Here is a 17,828-nt window from a genome sequence, read left to right as displayed (position 1 = left end):
CGGCCATGGACCTGCACGACGCCCACGCCCTCGCCGAGCAGCTGCTCGCGCGGCACGGGCCGCCCGGCTGGAGGGTGCGGCTCGACGGCGCCAAGAGCCGGGCGGGGGTGTGCCACTACGGCTCCCGCGTGATCGGCCTGAGCGCGCCGCTGACCGTGCTGCACTCCGAGGCCGAGGTCACCGACACCGTGCTCCACGAGATCGCCCACGCTCTCGCCGGTCCCCGCCACGGCCACGACGAGGTGTGGCGGCGCACCGCGCTCGCGCTCGGCTCGTCGGGGCGCCGCTGCGTGGCCGCCGACGCCCCGCGGGTGGAGCCGGCCTGGCTCGGCGTGTGCCCCGCCGGCCACACCACCGGTCGCCACCGGCGCCCGGAGCGGGTGGTGACCTGCGGGCAGTGCGCCCGCCGCTTCGACCTCGCCCACGTGCTCACCTGGACCCACCACGGCCTGCCCGCCGAGCACCACCCCAACTACGAGGCCGAGCTGGCCACCCTCCGCGCCGGCGGACGGCTGCGCCGGCTGGGCGTCGGCACCCGGGCCCGCGTCACGGTGCCCGGCGAGCACCACGGCCGCACCGGCGTGGTGGTCAAGATCGGGCGCACCAGCTACCACCTGCGCGCCGGCCGACAGGTGCTGCGCGTCCCCTTCGCGTACGTCGAGGCCGCCTGACCCGCTCGCGGCGCGGGGTCTCGATACGCTCGCTGCTCGACCAGCGGCGCGGGGCGGGTGGTGCGGTGCCGCGGGCGGTGGTAGCACTGGCGTGTGCGCTCCTCGCTGCAGGCCGACCCGGTGGGGAGCCCGTCGTGAGCGACGGGCCGCGCGAGCGGCTGCTGGCGGAGCGGGAGCGGGTGGTGCGACGGCTCCGCGACCTGGAGCAGGACCACCGCGGGGTGGTGGACGCCTCACGCGACACCAACGCCGACGACGAGCACGACCCCGAGGGCGCCACCATCGCCTTCGAGCGCTCCCAGGTCGACGCGCTGGCACGGCAGGCCCGTGCCCACCTCGAGGAGGTCGACGCCGCGCTGGGCCGCTGGGCCGACGGCACCTGGGGACGTTGTGCGCGGTGCGGGCGCGACGTACCGCCCGAGCGGCTCGAGGCGCGGCCCACGGCCCGCACCTGCGTCGGCTGCGCCTGAGCCACCGCGCTCCCGGTGATCCGCGCCACGGGTGGCCGACGCCACGGCGCCCCGGGGTTGGCTGGGCGCGTGGCGACGGCACACTGGACGGCAATGGCTGAGGACAACGAGAAGCTCGACATCGACTGGCTGCGCACGGCGGCGGGGGCCCTGGCGGCCGTCACGTCGGCGGTGCTGCTCTCCACCCTGGGCGCCGCCGGCACCCTGGTGGGCGCCGCGGTGGGGAGCATCGCCGCCACCGTCGGCACCGCCCTGTGGTCGCAGGGGCTGGCGCGCAGCCGGGCCACCGTGGCCAAGGCGCAGGAGGCGGCGCTGCAGAAGGTGGGGGTGGCCCAGGCCGAGGTGCGCCGGGCCGGACGGCGCCAGGGCGAGGACACCGCGGTCGTCGCGGCCCACCTCGACCACGCCGAGGCCCGGCTGGCCGACGCCCGCGCCGATCTCGACGAGGCGCTCGACCCCGCGGACCACGGGACCGACCCCGGCTGGCGCGAGCGCCTCGGCGCCCTGCCCTGGCGTCGGGTCGCGATCGTGGCGGGCGGGCTCTTCGTGGTCGCCGTGGTGGTGCTCTCGTTGTTCGAGCTGGCCACCGGCCGCTCGGTGTCGTCCTACACCGGCGGCAGCGACCGCGACGGCGGGACGACGATCTCGCGGCTCACCGGCGGCGACTCCGCACCCCAGGACGAGCAGCAGACGCCCTCGCAGGACCCCGGCACCGACGGGTCCGACGGGGGCGAGCCCACCGCCGAGCCGACCGACGGCTCGACCGAGCCGGCGCCCCCCGAGGCCCCGAGCAGCGACGTGCCGACCGACGAGCCCAGCGCGGAGCCCAGCGAGGAGCCGACCACCGCGCCGAGCCCCACCGCGCCGGTGCCGTCGGGCACCCCGGTCGCCCCGGCCCCGGTGGCACCCGCCGAGTAGCGCCGGCCGGCTCACGACCCGGGGGGCTCAGCGCCTCGACGGCTCAGCACGCCGACGGCTCAGAGGAGCTCACCGGGGTCGGCCGGCACGTCCACCGACTGCGCGCGCAGGGCGGCGAGCGGCACGATCTCCAGCGCCCGGGCGCTGGTGGCGGCCAGCACCACCGGCGCGGCGACGCCGTCGTGGTGGGCCTGCAGCCACCGCACGGCGACCACGCACCACCGGTCGCCCGGGTGCAGCCCCGGGAAGCCCCACTGCGGGCGCGGGGTGACCAGGTCGTTGCCCACGCCGCGCTGGTGGGCCAGGAAGTCCTCGGTCATCACGGTGCAGACCGCGTGCAGCCCGACGTCGGCCGGCCCGCAGGTGCAGGTGCCGTCGCGGTGGAAGCCGGTGACCGGGTCGGTGCCGCAGGGCTCCAGCACCCCGCCCAGCACGTTGCGCTCGGGGCTGACGTCCGGGTCCATGTCCCCACTGTGGCAGAGCGGGGGTCCGCGCGACCGGGGTCAGAGCCGGGTCATCACCCCGACCGGCTCGGGGGTGAAGCCCGGGAACACCTGGGCCACCGACGCGTCGGTGCGGGCGGTGACCACCTCGGAGAGCACCGAGCGGAAGTCGGTGGTGACGGTGAGGTCGGAGTCGGCGCTGTTCTGCAGCCCCGGCCAGCGGCCGTAGTAGCGCCCGCCCTTGACCCCGGCGCCGGCCAGGAACATGACGTTGCCCCACCCGTGGTCGAGGCCGTAGTTGGCGTTCTCGGCGGTGCGCCGACCGAACTCCGAGATGGTGAGCAGGGTGACCCGCGGCCGCACCGGTCCCAGGTCGGCGAAGAACGCCGCGATCGAGCGGGCCAGGTCGTCGGCGTTGTAGGTCATCCCGCCCCAGTCGAGGGTGCCGAGGTCGGTGTGCATGTCCCACTCGCCCTGGTCGACGGTGACCAGCGAGACGCCGACGTCGCCGCGCAGCGTGCGGGCCACCCCGGCCAGTGCCCGGCCGAGGTCGCTGTCGGGGTAGGAGGCGCGCTGGTCGGCGGCGTCGCGGGCGGGCTGCAGGTCGGCCACGGCGGCCATCGCCGAGCGGATCCCGCGGCCCATCGGTGCTGTCGAGCCCGCCCACATCGCGGAGAGCGAGCGCAGCCGGGCGTCGTCGGTGTCGTTCTGGTCGTTGCCGGCCACCACCGCGTCGGAGAGGTTGCGCAGCGACATGGTGGGCGCCTCGCCGTACAGCGAGGCCGGCGGCGCCGAGCTGCCGAAGCTGAGGCCCTGCAGCGGGGAGGTGCCCTCGAGGCCGCCGAGCAGCCGGTTCAGCCAGCCGCTGCGCTCGGCGGAGCCGGGGTCGGCGTCCTCGACGAGCTCCATGGCCTGGAAGTGCGACCGGTTGGCCACCTGCATGCCGGTGGCGTGCACGGCGGCGAGCTCGCCGGCCTGCCACATCGGCACCAGCGGGGCCAGGCGCGGGTGCAGCCCGAAGAACCCGTCCTTGGCCAGCAGCTGGGCCGCGGGCACGCCGATGCGGGGGCGGGCGGCGTAGTAGGCGGGGTCGCCGTGGGGCACGACCAGCGACATCCCGTCGGCGGCGCCGCGCATCGACAGCACCACCAGCACCGACCCGGCGGGGGCCGGGGCGACCCCGGCGGCCATCGCCGGCGCCGCGCCGTACGACACCATCGCCGAGCCGACGGCGTACGACGCGCCGGCCAGCCCCAGCCCGCGCAGGAAGCCGCGCCGCGACAGCGAGGTGGCGGTGTACTCGGGGCAGGTGCAGGGGGCGGCGGTGCGTGCCGCCGCGGAGGTCATCGTCATGGCGGTCACCGGAGGTAGTGGTTGGGGTGGTCGAGGAAGGCCGCGAGCAGGCGCGGGAAGTGCCACTTCACGAGCCGGTGGTCGGCGGTGATCTGCTCGTCGGGGGCGACGCCGGTGGCGATCGAGGCGCCCTTGAGCAGCGCCGGGGCCGACGGGCGGCCGTGGATCTCGCGCGACATGTGGTCGACCAGGTCGCGGAAGACGATGGGCAGCTCGGGCGCCCACTGCTGCGGCGTGCGGTAGGTGGTGCCGTGGTTCGGGTACCACCCGCCCGACATCGACCAGTGCATCGCCATCGAGGCCAGCGCCCGTGCGGGGTTGTCCCACGCGTCGTTGGTCAGCGGCTGGCCGTCGGGACGGGGCCAGGCGAAGGGCTTGAGCCCCACGGTCTCGGCCTGCCAGATCGTCGCGTTCGAGGCGGCCTCGCCGTCGGTGGGCGGCTGCATCGGCAGGCCCAGGGCGCGGTAGGTGGCCACGACGTCCTCGGCGGGGTCGCGCAGCTTGACCCGCTTGGCGGCGCGGAACTCCTGGGTGCGCACCAGCGCCTGCAGCACCGGCACCACCGCGGTGTCGTGGGCGAGGTAGACCGACGCCAGCCTCTCCACCAGCGCCTCGCTGGGGGAGTCGCTGACGAAGCGCAGCGCCAGCTTGCGTGCGATCCGTCGCGCGGTGCTCGGCTGGTGGGCCAGGTGGGTCAGGTACGCCGCCACGGCCGCGCGGCCGTCGGGGTCGCTGTTGGCGTGGGTGAACGAGCCGACCTGCACCGCGCCGGTCCAGTGGTCCTCGGGACGGTAGGTGGCGTTCCAGGTGCGCCACAGGTCGACGCGGTAGCCGGTCAGCAGCTTCGCCGAGGCCTTGACGTCGTCCTCGGTGTAGGCGCCGACGCCCACGGTGTGCAGCTCGAGCAGCTCGCGGCCGTGGTTCTCGTTCGGGGCGCGCTTGGTCGAGGTGGCGCCGTCGAGGAACACCAGCATCGCCGGGTGGGTGGTGGCCTCCACCAGCATCTCGTCGAAGCGGCCGAGGGCGTGGCGGCGGATCACGTCGCCGTACGGCGCGCGCCACACGGCCTGCGCGTCGCCGGTGGCCGGCACGTGCAGGTGGCCCTCCCAGAACTCCGTCATCACCTCCAGCACCTGGCGCGGCGAGGTGATCCGACGCGCCATCACCCGCCGGCCGTAGTCCCACATCACCTCCCAGGTGCCGCGCACGTCGCTGACCTGGCGGTTCCACAGGTCGGCGGGCTGGCGGTGCAGGTCGGGCCACCAGTCGGCGAGCCGGGCGTCGGCCTCGGGGTCGGCGTAGGCGGTGTCGAGCTGGTGCTGGAACCACGCCGCCCCGCCGCCGGCGGCCTTCACCTCGGCGGTGAGGCCGGGGGTGACGCCGTAGGAGAAGCGGGAGACGAGGTGGCGGGCGGCGGCGCCCAGGACGGGGGTCCTGGCGTACCTGCCGGGGGCGTAGGTGGCACTCACGAGCGGGGGGTCCCTCTCCGGGATGGAGGAGCACGGGGGTGGTGGTGCGGGCCTGGAACGGGTGGTGCGGGTCCTGCGGGTCGTGCTGGCGGATCTGGGGGATCCGGGGGTCCCCCCGGTGGGGCCGGGGGGGTGTCGAGGGGGGCGACAGGTCGATCTTCGGTGGTCGTGAGCCGTTCCCAAGGGCTCCCGGGGAAGTCGGGCCGAAGGGCTGAGAACGGTGTCGCGCCGGACCACCCCCCATGGCCCGGACGGGCCATGCGTCGACGGGCCGTTCGGGCCATCGACGCGCGGCGCCCCGGGTGCAGGTGGGCTTCCCGGTCCGCCTGCGACGGGACGAACGGGTGAATTCGTCGCGAGCCCGCGGCATGACCTGGCCGATCGTGGGTACGTTGCCCCCCGTCCCACCACCCACGTCCCGAGGGAAGCCGATGTCCGAGACCACCCCGCCCACCGACCAGCCCGGTCAGCCGCCGGTGGGCTCGGGCCCGCCGCCGCCCCCGCCGGCCCCGTCGTACGACCCCACCCCGACCGCGCCGTACGGCGCGCCGGGCCAGGCCTCCGCGCCCCCGGCGTACGAGCCCCAGGGCGGCCCGCCGTCCTACGGCGGCGGCTACGCGCCGGCGGCGTACGGCGGCGCCCCGGTCGGCTACGGCCAGGCCCCGGGCGCCGGCCCGCTGGGCAAGGTCCGCGGCACCGGCCTCGCGATCGTGCTGGCCATCGTGACCTTCGGCATCTACCCGATCTACTGGTACTACAAGGTGCACGAGGAGATGAAGCGCCACAGCGGACAGGGCATCGGCGGCGGTGTCGCGCTGATCCTGGCGCTCTTCGTGGGCGTCGTGTCGCCCTACCTGTGCTCCAGCGAGGTCGGCGGGCTCTACGAGCGCCGCGGCCAGGAGAAGCCGGTCAGCGGCATGACCGGCCTCTGGTACTTCCCCGGCATCTTCATCCTGGTCGGCCCGATCGTCTGGTTCGTCAAGACCAACGGCGCGCTGAACCGCTACTGGGAGTCGCTCGGCGCCACGAAGGCCTGAGCCCCGCCCGGCACCCTCCACGGAACACCGGGGGCGCTCCTGCGGTTGGACGACGACGTACCCGCCGTCCCCGATCAGCAGGAGCGTCCTCCCCGTGCCCAGCCCCGTGTCGAGCCCCGCGCCGAGCCCCGTCACCAGTGCCGTCGCCGGCCCCACCGACGGGCAGCCCCGGCTCTTCCGCCCGCTGACCCTGCGCGGCGTCACCGCTCGCAACCGGGTGTGGGTGGCGCCGATGTGCCAGTACTCCGCCACCGACGGGCTGCCCGACGACTGGCACCTGGTCCACCTGGGGGCGCTCGCCCGAGGCGGCGCCGGCCTGGTGATGACCGAGGCGGCGGCGGTCGTGCCCGAGGGCCGGATCACCCCGCAGGACGCCGGCATCTGGAACGACGCCCAGCGCGACGCCTGGGCCCGCATCGTCGACTTCGTGCACGCGCGCGGCGCGCTGGCCGCCGTGCAGCTGGCCCACGCCGGGCGCAAGGCGTCCTCGGCGCGGCCCTGGGACGACGCCGTCGTGGTCGACGACGCCGACGGCGGCTGGACGCCGGTCGGCCCCTCCGAGGTGGCCTACCCCGGCCTGCGCGACCCCCGCGGGCTCTCCCTCGACGAGGTCGCCGCGGTGGGCGACGCGTTCGCCGAGGCCGCCGTGCGTGCGGTGCAGGCCGGCTTCGACGTGCTCGAGCTGCACGCCGCCCACGGCTACCTGCTCCACGAGTTCCTCTCCCCGCTGTCGAACCACCGCGACGACCAGTACGGCGGCACCTTCGACAACCGGGTCCGCCTGCTGCTCGAGGTGGTCGCCAAGGTGCGCGCCGTCGTCGCCGACGACGTGCCGCTGCTGGTGCGGCTCTCCGCCACCGACTGGACCGAGGGCGGCTGGGACGTCGACCAGTCGGTGCGCCTCGCGGTGCTGCTGCGCGACGCCGGCGTCGACCTCGTCGACACCTCCTCGGGCGGCAACGCCCGTGCCTCGATCCCGGTCGGCCCGGGCTACCAGGTCGACTTCGCCGCGCGCATCCGCGCCGACGCCGGCGTGCCGGTGGGGGCGGTCGGCCTGATCACCGAGCCGGCGCAGGCCGAGCAGGTGCTCGCCGACGGCTCGGCCGACGTCGTGCTGCTCGCCCGTGAGCTGCTGCGCGACCCGAACTGGCCGCTCCGCGCCGCCCACGAGCTCGGCCTCGAGCCCGACGCCGCACCGTGGCCGGTGCAGTACGAGCGGGCCGCCGGCGGCTTCTGACCCGTTGCGGCTGCGCCGGGGCCGTGGGGCGCAACTCCCCACGGCCCGAACCGGCGACCGGCCAGCCGGCCAGGTCGGCCAGCCCGGTCAGCCGGCGAGCGCGGAGCGGTAGACCTCGACGGTGCGCTCGGCGATCGCGCCCCAGCTGAACGACGCGGTGGCGCGCTCGCGCCCGGCGCGGCCCATCTGCGCGGCGCGGTCGGGGTCGGCGACGACCTCGTTCAGCGCGGCGGCGAAGTCGGCGACGTACTGCTCGGGGTCGAGCGGGGTGCCGCTGCCGTCGTCGGACTGCTCGATCGGCACCAGCCGGCCGGTCGCGCGCTCGTCGCCGGAGTCGACGACCACCTCGGGGATGCCGCCGGTGGCGGTGGCGACGACCGCGGTCTCGCAGGCCATGGCCTCGAGGTTGACGATGCCGAGCGGCTCGTAGATCGACGGGCAGGCGAACGCCGTCGCGGCGCTGAGCAGGGCCACCACGTCGGGGCGAGGGAGCATCTCGCTGATCCACACCACACCGCTGCGGGAGGCGGCCAGGCCGGCGACGAGGGTCTCCACCTCGGCCAGGATCTCCTGGGTGTCGGGGGCGCCGGCGCACAGCACCACCTGCACCTCCGGCGGCAGCTGCGCCACCGCGCGCAGGAAGAGCGGGAGGCCCTTCTGCCGGGTGATCCGCCCGACGAACACCACCGACGGGCGGTCGGGGTCGACGCCGAGGGCCCGCACGCGGTCGGGCGCGACGACCGGTGACCACAGCGTGGTGTCGATGCCGTTGTGCACGGTGTGCACCCGGTCGGGGTCGACCGCGGGGTAGCAGCGCAGCACGTCGTCGCGCATCGCCGCCGACACCGCGATCACCGCGGCGGCCGCCTCGTACGACGTGCGCTCCACCCACGACGACAGCGCGTAGCCACCGCCGAGCTGCTCGGCCTTCCACGGCCGCAGCGGCTCGAGGGAGTGCGCCGAGACGACGTGCGGCACGTCGTGCAGCAGCCCCGCGAGGTGGCCGGCCATGTTGGCGTACCAGGTGTGGGAGTGCACCAGGTCGGTGCCGGCGCAGCCCTGGGCGACGGCGAGGTCGACGCCGAGGGTCCGCAGCGCGGGGTTGGCCGCCTCGAGGCCGGCCAGGTCGGCGTACGACGCCGTGCCGGGCTCGTCGCGCGGGGCGCCGAAGGCGTGCACCCGGGTGTCGGGGTCGCCGCCGCGTGCGCGCAGCGCGCGCACCAGCTCGGCGACGTGCACCCCCGCACCGCCGTAGACCTCGGGCGGGTACTCCTTGCTGACCACGTCGACTCGCACGCAGGTGAACCTACTCGTCCGCGCGGGAATCGGCCCGCCGCAGGCGCGGTTGTGGCACGCATGAGCGACTCCACCCCGCACGCCGGCCACCGCATCACGATCACGCCCACGCCCGGTCGCGTCGTCGTCCGGCTCGGCGACACCGTGGTGGCCGAGACCGACGCCGCGCTGAGCCTGGCCGAGGCCACCTTGCCGGTGGTGCAGTACGTGCCGCTGGCCGACGTCGCCGACGGCGTGCTGGAGCGCACGACCCGCACCACCCACTGCCCCTTCAAGGGCGACGCGTCCTACTACTCCCTGGTCGTCGACGGCGTGACCCGCGACCACGCGGTGTGGACCTACGAGCAGCCGTTCGACGACGTCGCGGCCATCGCCGGGCACGTCGCGTTCTACCCCGACGTGGTCGACGTCAGCATCGGCTGACCCGGGCCCGTGCCCCGGCCCCGGCCCCGGCGGTCCGCGCAGCGCGACCTGTCGCGCCAGGGGGTGGCGCGGGCGTCGTCGAGCACGACCTGCACCACGCGCCTCGCCTCGGTGAGGTCGTCGGCGGCGTCCGGGTCGTCCGGGTCGTCCAGTGCGTCGTGGGCGTGCCAGCAGGTGGCGACCGCCTTCCACAGCGCCCAGCCGCGCCCGCGCGCCCAGGTGTCGGCGTCGACCGCCAGGTGCTCACGCAGGGCGAGCCGGCCCTCGGCGTCGAGCAGGGTCCAGGCGACGGCGAGGTCGCAGGCGGGATCCCCCACGCCGCAGGTGCCGAAGTCGATGACGGCGCACAGGCGGCCCTGCTGGTCGAGGAGGAGGTTGCCTGCGGCCACGTCGCCGTGCAGCCACCGGGCGACCCCGTCCCAGGGCACCTCGAGGGCCGCCGCCCACACCGCCCGCGCGAGCTCGACGTCGACGACCCCGCCGGCGGCGGCGAGGGCGTCGAACGCCTGCCGGGTGGAGGGGTCGAACGTGCGCAGGCCGCCGCCGCGGAACCAGTTGTGGAGTCCCGGGCCCGGGCCGTCGGTGGGGTCGACGGCCTGCAGGGCCGCGAGGAACTCCGCGAGGTCGCCGGCGAAGCGACGGTGGTCGTCGATGCGGGCCGCGGAGGCCGGGCGGCCGTCGATCCAGCGGTAGACCGACCACGGGTGCGGGTAGCCCCTGTCGGCCCCGTACGGCCCGTCCGCGTCGTCCGCCTCGACCCTGGCCAGCGGCACCGGCACGGGCACCGGCAGCTGCGGGGCCAGCACCGGCAGCCAGCGGTGCTCCTTCTCCACGGCCAGGGCGTACGCCGCGGCGCTGGGCAGGCGCACGACCTTGTCGGCTCCGAGCCGGAAGGTGTGGTTGTCCCACCCGCCCCTGTCCACCGCCCGGACGGGCAGGTCGGCCCACCGGGGGAGCCGTCGGGCCACGAGGCGGCGGACCAGCTCGGCGTCGACGGTGGTCCGCTCCGGAACGGGGCCCAGGTCGGTCACGTCGTCGGCCCGGGGCTGCGCTCGCTCGGCACACCCCGAGGCTAGCGAACGCGGCGCCCGGGCGGTGGGGCCGGACGCGTCGCCGGGGCGACCCGCGGCGTCGGCGTACCGGGCCGCAGTTCGTCTCCGTCGCCACGCCGGCGAGGGTCTACGGTGAAGCCATGAGCGCCTCCCGCAAGAAGGTCCTGGCCATCGTGCTCGCCGGCGGGGAGGGCAAGCGGCTGATGCCGCTCACCGCCGACCGCGCCAAGCCCGCGGTGCCGTTCGGGGGCATCTACCGGCTCATCGACTTCGCCCTGTCGAACGTCGTGAACTCGGGCTACCTGCAGGTCGTGGTGCTCACGCAGTACAAGAGCCACAGCCTCGACCGGCACGTCACCCAGACCTGGCGGATGTCGACGATGCTCGGCAACTACGTCACGCCGGTGCCGGCCCAGCAGCGCGTCGGCAAGCACTGGTACCTCGGCTCGGGCGACGCGATCTACCAGTCGCTGAACCTGATCAAGGACGAGAAGCCCGACATCGTCGTGGTGGTCGGCGCCGACCACGTCTACCGCATGGACTTCTCGCAGATGGTGGCCCAGCACGTCGACAGCGGCGCCGCCTGCACCGTCGCCGCGATCCGCCAGCCCATCGCCCTGGCCGACCAGTTCGGCGTCATCGACGTGGTGCCCGACGAGCCCAGCCGCATCCGCGACTTCCTCGAGAAGCCGACCGACCCCGTCGGGCTCCCCTCGAGCCCGCACGAGGTGCTGGCCTCGATGGGCAACTACGTCTTCGACGCCGACGCGCTCGTCGAGGCCGTCACCCGCGACGCCACCACCGACGGCTCGAAGCACGACATGGGCGGCGACATCGTGCCGGCGTTCGTGCGCCGCTCGCAGGCCGGCGTCTACGACTACCAGGACAACGTCGTGCCCGGCGCCACCGACCGCGACCGCGGCTACTGGCGCGACGTCGGGACGCTCGGCTCCTACTACGCCGCCCACATGGACGTCGTGTCGCCGCTCCCGGTCTTCAACCTCTACAACTTCGACTGGCCCATCTACACCGCCTACGGCCCGCAGCCCCCGGCCAAGGTCGTGCAGGGCAGCGACGGCACCAAGGCGGTCGTCGACGAGGCCGTGCTGTCGCCGGGCGCGGTGGTCACCGGCGGCGCGGTGACGCGCTCGGTGCTGTCGCCGGCCTGCCGCGTCGACAGCGGTGCCGAGGTCACCGGCTCGGTGCTGATGAACGGCGTGCTCGTGGGCGCCGGCGCGGTCGTGCGCAACGCGATCCTCGACAAGAACGTGGTCGTGCCCCCGGGCGCCGCGATCGGTGTCGACGCCGACGCCGACCGCGCCCGCGGCTTCGTCGTCGAGGAGGGCCTCACCGTCGTCGGCAAGGACCAGACCTTCCCCGCCTGACCGCGCTGCCCCCGGTCGCCCGTGCCGGGTGGTCTCGAGACGCTCGCTGGCGCTCGCTCCTCGACCGCCGTGTCGCTCCGGGTGGTCTCGAGACGCTCGCTGGCGCTCCTCGACCACCACCGGTGGTCGAGCAGCGAGGAGCGCCAGCGACGAGCGTCGTCGAGACCCCTGACCGGTGCGCGGGGAGCCGTGGGATCCGGTGGCGTCGAGGACGGTCGACCGCCCCTGCCGCTCGTCCACCGTGCGGCCGGGGCCGGTCAGGGGACCGCTCAGGGGAGCAGGCCGGCGCGGCGGGCGGGCTCGGCGTACGCCAGCGCCAGCGAGGCGGCGGTCTCGTGGGCGTTCAGGCCGCTGGGGTTCGGCACGACCCACAGCTCGGCGCCGGCCAGCGGCTCGGGCTGACGGCCCTGCGTCGCGCGGGGCTGGTCGAAGGCGAGGCGGTAGGCGGTGACGCCGGCGACCGCGACGACCCGCGGGCGCACCCGCGCCACCAGCTCGGCGAGCCGGCGTCCGCCCTCGCGCAGCTCGTCGCGGGTGAGCTCGTCGGCGCGGGCGGTGGCGCGGGGCGCGAGGTTGGTCAGGCCGATGCCGCGCTCGCGCACGCGCGCCACGTCGTCCTCGTCGAAGCCGGCCGCCGGGTCGACCGGTTCGGTGATCACGCCGGCACGCAGCAGGGCCGGCCAGAACCGGTTGCCGGGGTGGGCGAAATGGGTCTGCGTCGCGGCGGTCCAGAGCCCGGGGTTGATGCCGACGAACAGCAGCCGCACCGGGTGGTCGGCGTCGCCGACGACGTCGGCCACCGTGGCGTCGCGGAACCCCAGCAGCTGCTCGCGGGTGTACGACGGCCGCGGCCGCGCGCGTTCCTCGCCCATCCGGCTCGCCGCTCAGCCGGCGGGGGCGTCGTAGGTGACGACCAACGCGTTGGCCACCTGCCGCAGCACGCCGTCGGAGGGGTCGTTGACCACCCGGCGCGTGCCGGAGGACGAGGCCACCATCGTGGTCGACCCGCCGCCGTCGAGGTTGAGCGCCTCGTCGGCGCCCAGCTCCATCATCAGGTCGGCCATCTCGACCATGGTCGCGCCGCGGCTGGCCTCCGAGCGGCCGTCGACGGCGAGCAGCAGCACGTCGCCGGTGTCGGTGTCGATGCCGACAGCGGTGCGGGGGTGCATCTCGCGGTCGTCGACGACCTCGACCACGCCGTCGTCGACGAGGAACTTGTTGCCGGTCATCACCATGCGGGGCCCGCCGGCCAGGCGCCACTCCGCCGCCGCGCGCGACCCCACCCGCAGCGCCCGCAGGGCCCGGGCGCCCGCGCCGCGGCCGACCAGCAGGGTGCCGTCCACGCGGTCGCCCGGGGTCAGCCGGGCGCGGTTGGCGACCACGCGGCCCCCGCGCAGGACGACCTCGCGCACGTCGTCGCGCTGGCCCTGGGTGACCTCGTACCCCGGCGAGGCGCCCCACCGCGAGGTGTAGGCGCCGATCCCGCCGGGGGCGACGAAGTGGGAGTTCAGGTTGGTCAGGCGCAGGCCCGGGCGGTCGACCACGCCGCCGCGCAGCTCGACCGGGCCGACCTGGGGGCGACCCTGGCGGTCGAGGTAGAAGGCGGAGTTCCAGCCGCCGGCCCGGGCGTGCAGCAGGACGCCGCCGGCGGCGCGGCCCACGCCGAGGGGCGCACCGGTGCGGCCGATGTCGTAGAAGTCGCCGTTGACCGCGGCCACCGCGTCGCGCCGCGCGGCCAGGGCCGGCACCGTGGCGACGTCGGCGACCTGGCCGGGTCCGGCGTAGTCGAGACTCAGCCCGGGCCGGTCGACGTCCACCACCAGCAGGTGGGCGCGCTGCGCGCCGCGCGCGTCGCTCTGGGTCCACTGCCGCAGCTGCACCCCCGGCGCCACCCGGCGCACCGCGACCGTGCTGCGCACCGCGAACCGGTCGGCGCCGGCCTGCGCCCGGGGCGCGAGCAGGCCCGCGACGCCGTCGGAGGTCTGCCGCGACCGGCCGCCACCGGCCGCGGTGCCGGGTCGCGTCGCCGGGGCGCCGTCGGGGTCCACGACCGGGACCACGTCGGCCCCGGCGAGGTCGGCGGAGGCGCCGGGGGAGGGCGCGCCGGTCGGGTCGGTGGCCAGCGTCGCGGCGCCGAGGGCGAGGGCCCCGCTCAGCGCGGCGGCGGCCAGCAGGGGGCGGGAGACGGGCACAGCAGAGAGGCTAGGCGCTCAGCGACCCTTCTGCGGCAGATGCACCACAGTTCCCTCCAGCACCACCAGTCCCGGCGTCCGGCTGCCCGTGCCGGCGAACACGTCGCTCACCGGGCTCGCGAGCAGGTACAGCCGCTTGCCGCGCGGCACCCGCACCGCCACCGACGGCAGCGCGATGCGCCGCGCCACCGAGGTGACCGGGGCAGGCTCGCGCAGCGGCAGCACGTTGTTCTGCACCAGGCGGGCGTCGGCCGGCGACGTGCCGACCGCCAGGCCGTAGAACGCCCGGTTCTCCACGCCCAGGGCGGTGACGTCGGCGGTGAGGTACGGCGTCCCGGCGAGCGTCAGCGGGCCGCGGGCGACCTCGGTGGCCACCGGCGCGCCGACCGCCTCGGGGGTGACGACCGTGCCGATCGCGCGGGTCGTGGTGGCCGCCACCGAGCCCGTGGTGAGGCAGGCGCCGCCCGGGGTGGCGAGGTGGTAGCGGCCGTAGCCGTCGAGGGTGCGCCGTCGGCCCTGCAGGGCGTGGTCGAAGAACCGGATCGTCAGGTCCCCGAAGTCGCCGCCGGCGAGCTCGCGGCTGCACGGGTCGGACGTCACCTCGATGCCCCGGGGCAGCAGGGCCGGCAGCACGTGCCCGCCGTTGTAGCCGACCACCATGCTGCGCTCGCGCGCCTGCGGGGTGAGCGCGCGGCGGAACGTGCGCAGGGCCTGCTCGAGCGGGAACAGCGAGTCGGTCGTGCCCTGGCCGAGCAGCACCGGGACGTCGAGGCGGCGGCCCTGTCGCACGTGGTGGAGCGGGCCGTTGTCGGCGAAGTCGGCGGCGAGGTCCTCCCCGCCCGGCAACGAGCCGTCGGGCCACCTGCCGGTGGCCGCACCCTCCACCAGGGCCTTGTAGACCGCCGGCGGCAGCGCGTCGCTCGGCACCGCCGCGGCGGCGAGGGCGGCGGCCCACGTGGTGCGGACGACGCCCTCGGGCGCCAGGCTCTGGCTGAGGTCGTGCCAGGTGATCTCGGGGGCGAGCGCGTCGAAGACCGGCTCCCCGCGGGTGCGCAGCTCCTCGAACGCGCCGACGAGCTGGTAGCCACCGCCGTACGACCCGCCGATCGCGCCGAGCCGCGGGTCGCCCGGGCCGTCCTGCTCCACCCAGGCCAGCCGGCTCACCATCGCCACCAGGCGGCGCACGTCGACGCCCTCCAGCGCGGGGTCCTCCACGTGGGCCTGCCCGCCTGACTCGCCCCAGCCGCGCTGGTCGAAGGAGACCACGCCGTAGCCGGCGTCGGTGAGGTCGGCGAAGGCCGCGGCGTCGGTGGTGCGGCTGCCACCCCAGCCGTGGCTGTGCACCACCATCGGCACCGGCGTGCGGCGCGAGGCGCCGGCCGGGCGGAACGACGTCCAGCAGATCGCGACCGGCTCGGTGCCGCCCGGCTCCGGGACGCTTTCGAGGCAGCCGTCGGTCACGGTCACCGCGCCGGCCCGCGGGGCCCGGTCGGCGGCCGGACCGGTGGCCGGACCGGTGGCCGGACCGGTGGCCGGACCGGTGGCCGGACCGGTGGCGGCGCCGAGGGGCGCGGTGAGCAGCGTGCCGGCCAGGCCGGCAGCGACGGCGGCGGCCAGCGCGGTGGCCGCAGGACGGCGGGGACGGCTGGTCATGAGGGCTCCCGGGGTGAGGTCGACCCCCTCTCAACTACGGGGCGTGACGATGGTCACGCTCAGCAGGGCACCCCGCCGAGCCGGGCCAGCCCCTCGCGGTCGCCGACGCCGAGGTCGGTGCGCCCGACGTTGTCGGCGTTCATCAGCTCCTGCTCGTCGTCGACGTGGTCGAGCCCCACCACGTGCCCGAGCTCGTGGGTGATGATCGCGCGCATCTGCAGGCCGCCGCCGGGCTGCAGGGCGAGGCGGTCGAAGACGTCGGTGTCGAGGGCGATCATGCCGGTGACGTAGTGCTGGCGGCCCAGCCCGGTGCTGGCCGCGCTGCCGCCGAGGCCGGCGACGTCGCCGGCCAGCCGCGGCAGCTCGCTCTCGTCCGACCAGCCCACCAGCACCGGGGCCGGTCGCCCGAGCAGGCTCCGGCGACGCTCGAAGTCGCGGTCGTCGGTCTCGCCGTCGTAGGTGAACCGGAAGCCGGTGGCCTCGGAGATGTCGTCGACCGACTCCTCCACCAGGTCCTGCCAGCCCTCCGGCGCGCCATCGGGGTTGACGACGTAGGTGATCGGGTCGCAGGGGCTCCAGCTCACCGGTTGGCGGGTGCCGCGCTGGGTGAGGGAGAAGGCGTAGGAGCCGTCGCCGTCCTCCACGTCCACCAGCCCGGCGAGGCGGTCGTTGCGCCCCAGCAGGTCGCGCACCCGGTCGCCGAACGCCCCGGGGTCGCGCAGCAGCACCAGCGTCGTGACGATCACCGCGATCATCAGCCCCGGCAGCACCGGACCGTGCTCCCGCCGCCCGCCGCGGCCCGTTGTGCGCCGGGCGGCCGAGCGCCGGGGGCGGCGCGGCTCGCGCACCGGCCGGTGGGTGGGGCCGGCGCCCAGGCCGTGGGCCTGGTCGAGACGGTCGAGCTCGCGCAGCCGCCGCTCCATCTCCCGTGCCCACCGGCGCTGCGCACGACGCTGCGAGAAGCTCACCGCGCCATTGTGCCCAGGCCACCCCACCCACGACGCGGGGTGGCCTAGGGTCGGGCCGTGCCGGCCTGGAACACCTTCGTGGAGGGTGACAACCTCGAGGTGCTCGAGCGCTTCGCGGGCCGCGGTGACGTCGTCGACCTGGCCTACGTCGACCCGCCGTACAACACCGGCAACGACTTCTCCTACCTCGACCGCCGCGGCGCGGGGCCGAGCCGCCACGACGCCTGGACGGCCTACCTGCGCCCGCGCCTGGTCGCGCTGCGCGAGCTGCTGGCACCGACCGGGGCGGTCGCGGTGAGCATCGACGACCACGAGGTGGCCCACCTGCGGCTGCTGCTCGACGAGGTGTTCGGCGAGGGGTGCTTCCTGGCGCAGGTGGTGGTCAACCTCAACCCGAAGGGTCGCCAGCTCGGCCGCGGGTTCGCCACCAGCCACGAGTACCTGCTGCTCTACGCCCGCGACGCGCGCCGCTGCGGGCTCGACGCCAGCAGCGCCGACCACGTCGACCCGCGCGACTTCCCGCTGACCGACCCCGCGAGCGGCCGGCGCTTCCGCCACCTGCCGCTGCGCAACACCAACAAGAAGTTCACCCCCGCGACGTCGCGCACGCTGCACTACCCGCTGTGGGGCGACCCCGTGGGCGGACGGGTCGCCACGACGCCGTTCGCCGGCGCGGTCGAGGTGACGCCGGTCTTCGGCGACGGCCGCCCTGCGGTGTGGCGCTGGAGCGCGCCGCTGGTCGACCAGCGCCCCGGCGACCTGGTGTGCCGCACCGTCAAGGGGGTGCTCGGCGACCGGGTCGACGTCTACCAGCGCGACTGGCTGCACGCCGGTCGCCGCAAGAAGCTGACCACGATCTGGCTCGCCGAGGAGGTGGGCTCGACCGACACCGCGGTCGCCGAGCTGAAGGACCTCGTCGGCCACACCTTCGAGTCGCCGAAGCCGACCGGCCTGCTGCGCCGGCTGCTGGCCACGATGCCTCCCGACGCGCGGGTGCTCGACCCGTTCGCCGGCAGCGGCACCACCGGCCACGCGGTGGCCCTGGCCAACCTCGAGGACGGCGGCACCCGCACCTGCCTCAGCGTCGACGTCGCCGCGCCGGTGCGGCCCGGCTCGCGCGCCCACGCCGCCGGGCTCGCGACCATGGCCGACGTCACCCGCGCCCGGCTGCGCGCCGTCGACGTCCGCCTGGGCGGTGGCCTCGAGGAGCGGGTGGTCGCCGACCTGAGGGTCGCCGGGCGGGCCGCCGACGGGGACTGAG

Annotated in this window: 17 protein-coding genes; 8 read left to right on the top strand and 9 right to left on the bottom strand. The window is 76.0% G+C overall.

Annotated elements, in window-relative coordinates; translation table 11 throughout:
- Positions 1-5: 5 nt before the first annotated feature.
- From AC4OR8_RS14875 to AC4OR8_RS14865, 3 genes are all read left to right on the top strand, one after another.
- Positions 6-671: a SprT-like domain-containing protein gene (locus tag AC4OR8_RS14875; protein ID WP_492166339.1), complete on the top strand. Its 666-nt coding sequence runs from the start codon at positions 6-8 to the stop codon at positions 669-671.
- Between the two features lie 134 nt (positions 672-805).
- Complete coding sequence (locus AC4OR8_RS14870; RefSeq protein ID WP_492166338.1) at positions 806-1,141, top strand: TraR/DksA family transcriptional regulator; 336 nt, start codon at positions 806-808, stop codon at positions 1,139-1,141.
- Between the two features lie 93 nt (positions 1,142-1,234).
- The gene (locus AC4OR8_RS14865; protein WP_492166337.1) at positions 1,235-2,059 is read left to right on the top strand and encodes a hypothetical protein; all 825 of its coding nucleotides are present in this window, start codon (positions 1,235-1,237) and stop codon (positions 2,057-2,059) included.
- Positions 2,060-2,118: 59 nt separating this feature from the next.
- On the opposite strand, the gene AC4OR8_RS14860 is transcribed toward AC4OR8_RS14865, so the two are convergent.
- The 3 genes from AC4OR8_RS14860 to AC4OR8_RS14850 are packed head-to-tail and all read right to left on the bottom strand — an operon-like array spanning position 2,119 to position 5,324.
- Positions 2,119-2,523: a DUF2237 family protein gene (locus tag AC4OR8_RS14860; protein ID WP_492166336.1), complete on the bottom strand. Its 405-nt coding sequence runs from the start codon at positions 2,521-2,523 to the stop codon at positions 2,119-2,121.
- A gap of 39 nt (positions 2,524-2,562) precedes the next feature.
- The gene (locus AC4OR8_RS14855; protein WP_492166335.1) at positions 2,563-3,855 is read right to left on the bottom strand and encodes a DUF1501 domain-containing protein; all 1,293 of its coding nucleotides are present in this window, start codon (positions 3,853-3,855) and stop codon (positions 2,563-2,565) included.
- A gap of 5 nt (positions 3,856-3,860) precedes the next feature.
- Positions 3,861-5,324 (bottom strand): DUF1800 domain-containing protein, encoded by a 1,464-nt coding sequence (locus AC4OR8_RS14850; protein WP_492166334.1) that lies wholly within the window; start codon positions 5,322-5,324, stop codon positions 3,861-3,863.
- A 431-nt stretch (positions 5,325-5,755) separates the two neighbouring features.
- Here AC4OR8_RS14850 and AC4OR8_RS14845 point away from each other — a divergent pair, with 431 nt between their 5' ends.
- Positions 5,756-6,361: a DUF4234 domain-containing protein gene (locus AC4OR8_RS14845; protein ID WP_492166333.1), complete on the top strand. Its 606-nt coding sequence runs from the start codon at positions 5,756-5,758 to the stop codon at positions 6,359-6,361.
- Positions 6,362-6,467: 106 nt separating this feature from the next.
- Entirely contained in the window at positions 6,468-7,598 is a 1,131-nt protein-coding gene (locus tag AC4OR8_RS14840) for an NADH:flavin oxidoreductase/NADH oxidase (RefSeq protein WP_492166429.1), read from the top strand.
- Positions 7,599-7,685: 87 nt separating this feature from the next.
- Here the strand turns inward: AC4OR8_RS14840 and glgA are convergent, their stop codons facing one another.
- Positions 7,686-8,894 carry a glycogen synthase gene (glgA, locus tag AC4OR8_RS14835; RefSeq protein WP_492166332.1) on the bottom strand — a complete coding sequence of 403 codons (1,209 nt, stop codon included), beginning with the start codon at positions 8,892-8,894 and terminating at the stop codon, positions 7,686-7,688.
- Between the two features lie 60 nt (positions 8,895-8,954).
- Here glgA and AC4OR8_RS14830 point away from each other — a divergent pair, with 60 nt between their 5' ends.
- Positions 8,955-9,317 (top strand): DUF427 domain-containing protein, encoded by a 363-nt coding sequence (locus AC4OR8_RS14830; protein WP_492166331.1) that lies wholly within the window; start codon positions 8,955-8,957, stop codon positions 9,315-9,317.
- Here AC4OR8_RS14830 and AC4OR8_RS14825 read toward each other — a convergent pair.
- Entirely contained in the window at positions 9,284-10,348 is a 1,065-nt protein-coding gene (locus AC4OR8_RS14825; protein ID WP_492166330.1) for an aminoglycoside phosphotransferase family protein, read from the bottom strand. The two genes, AC4OR8_RS14830 and AC4OR8_RS14825, sit on opposite strands and share 34 nt — an antisense overlap.
- Before the next feature lie 161 nt (positions 10,349-10,509).
- Here AC4OR8_RS14825 and glgC point away from each other — a divergent pair, with 161 nt between their 5' ends.
- A complete protein-coding gene (gene glgC, locus AC4OR8_RS14820) occupies positions 10,510-11,754 on the top strand; it encodes a glucose-1-phosphate adenylyltransferase (protein WP_492166329.1) in 1,245 nt (414 codons plus the stop codon).
- Positions 11,755-12,023: 269 nt separating this feature from the next.
- Here glgC and AC4OR8_RS14815 read toward each other — a convergent pair whose 3' ends face one another.
- From AC4OR8_RS14815 to AC4OR8_RS14800, 4 genes are read right to left on the bottom strand one after another with little or no spacing between them, the layout of a single operon-like run.
- On the bottom strand, positions 12,024-12,626 hold the full coding sequence (locus AC4OR8_RS14815; RefSeq protein WP_492166328.1) for a mismatch-specific DNA-glycosylase: 603 nt from the start codon (positions 12,624-12,626) through the stop codon (positions 12,024-12,026).
- Between the two features lie 12 nt (positions 12,627-12,638).
- The gene (locus AC4OR8_RS14810; protein WP_492166327.1) at positions 12,639-13,946 is read right to left on the bottom strand and encodes a phosphodiester glycosidase family protein; all 1,308 of its coding nucleotides are present in this window, start codon (positions 13,944-13,946) and stop codon (positions 12,639-12,641) included.
- Positions 13,947-13,964: 18 nt separating this feature from the next.
- Positions 13,965-15,599, bottom strand: coding sequence for an alpha/beta hydrolase family protein (locus AC4OR8_RS14805; RefSeq protein WP_492166326.1), 1,635 nt, complete (start codon positions 15,597-15,599; stop codon positions 13,965-13,967).
- Positions 15,600-15,658: 59 nt separating this feature from the next.
- Positions 15,659-16,567: a matrixin family metalloprotease gene (locus AC4OR8_RS14800; protein ID WP_492166325.1), complete on the bottom strand. Its 909-nt coding sequence runs from the start codon at positions 16,565-16,567 to the stop codon at positions 15,659-15,661.
- Positions 16,568-16,624: 57 nt separating this feature from the next.
- On the opposite strand from AC4OR8_RS14800, the gene AC4OR8_RS14795 reads away from it, so the two are divergent.
- On the top strand, positions 16,625-17,827 hold the full coding sequence (locus AC4OR8_RS14795) for a site-specific DNA-methyltransferase (protein ID WP_492166324.1): 1,203 nt from the start codon (positions 16,625-16,627) through the stop codon (positions 17,825-17,827).
- Position 17,828 lies beyond the last annotated feature (1 nt).

The sequence above is a fragment of the Nocardioides sp. FY1077 genome (assembly GCF_058681775.1).
This window is presented reverse-complemented; position numbering and strand designations above follow the sequence as displayed.

Bases quoted from the DNA above. Each gene is read 5' to 3' on its own strand.
- AC4OR8_RS14860 (WP_492166336.1), bottom strand. From the start codon at position 2,523: ATGGACCCGGACGTCAGCCCCGAGCGCAACGTGCTGGGCGGGGTGCTG.
- AC4OR8_RS14845 (WP_492166333.1), top strand. From the start codon at position 5,756: ATGTCCGAGACCACCCCGCCCACCGACCAGCCCGGTCAGCCGCCGGTG.
- AC4OR8_RS14875 (WP_492166339.1), top strand. From the start codon at position 6: ATGGACCTGCACGACGCCCACGCCCTCGCCGAGCAGCTGCTCGCGCGG.
- AC4OR8_RS14865 (WP_492166337.1), top strand. From the start codon at position 1,235: ATGGCTGAGGACAACGAGAAGCTCGACATCGACTGGCTGCGCACGGCG.
- AC4OR8_RS14805 (WP_492166326.1), bottom strand. From the start codon at position 15,599: ATGACCAGCCGTCCCCGCCGTCCTGCGGCCACCGCGCTGGCCGCCGCC.
- AC4OR8_RS14855 (WP_492166335.1), bottom strand. From the start codon at position 3,855: ATGACGATGACCTCCGCGGCGGCACGCACCGCCGCCCCCTGCACCTGC.
- glgC (WP_492166329.1), top strand. From the start codon at position 10,510: ATGAGCGCCTCCCGCAAGAAGGTCCTGGCCATCGTGCTCGCCGGCGGG.
- AC4OR8_RS14830 (WP_492166331.1), top strand. From the start codon at position 8,955: ATGAGCGACTCCACCCCGCACGCCGGCCACCGCATCACGATCACGCCC.
- AC4OR8_RS14815 (WP_492166328.1), bottom strand. From the start codon at position 12,626: ATGGGCGAGGAACGCGCGCGGCCGCGGCCGTCGTACACCCGCGAGCAG.